At 57.8% G+C, this 453-nt stretch carries 1 protein-coding gene; it reads left to right on the top strand.

Annotated elements, in window-relative coordinates; all coding sequences use genetic code 11:
• Window positions 1–254: 254 nt before the first annotated feature.
• Window positions 255–453, top strand: a 199-nt coding sequence (locus ACWR1S_RS30925) for a hypothetical protein (protein ID WP_454566150.1), incomplete at its 3' end; no start/stop codon positions are given.

The raw sequence follows: 453 nt of genomic DNA, 5'->3' as shown, positions 1-453 counted from the left end.
CCCTCACCCCAGCCCTCTCCCGAGGGAGAGGGGGCCGATTTGTGGGCTTTTCAAAATGCGCGTTCGACGCGGTATCGCACGTCGGCGTACCTCTTCCAAACACCTCGATCAGTCTCCTTTTCCTCATGGAGAGGGGGCCGATTTTTTTGCTTTTTTGAGCCTGAGTTCAACGCGTTATCGCACGTCGGCGTATCTCTCCGAAACACCTCGATCAGTCCCCTCTCCCTCCGGGAGAGGGCTAGGGTGAGGGGCTTTTGATCTTGATCTGGCTCTTGATCCTGATCCGGCTTTTGATCTCAAGCCCCTTCGGCAGGCCGAGCGAAGGTGTTCATCCGGGGATCAGGCGCGCAGCGCCGTTCGACGAAGTCGAACACATCGAGGAGGTGCAGCGAAGCAAAAGCGAAGTGCCGTACGCCGGGGCAAAGCCTTTTGCTTACTTTTCGGCGTCTGGAA

This window comes from Pseudomonas sp. AIG, assembly GCF_977020205.1.
This window is presented reverse-complemented; position numbering and strand designations above follow the sequence as displayed.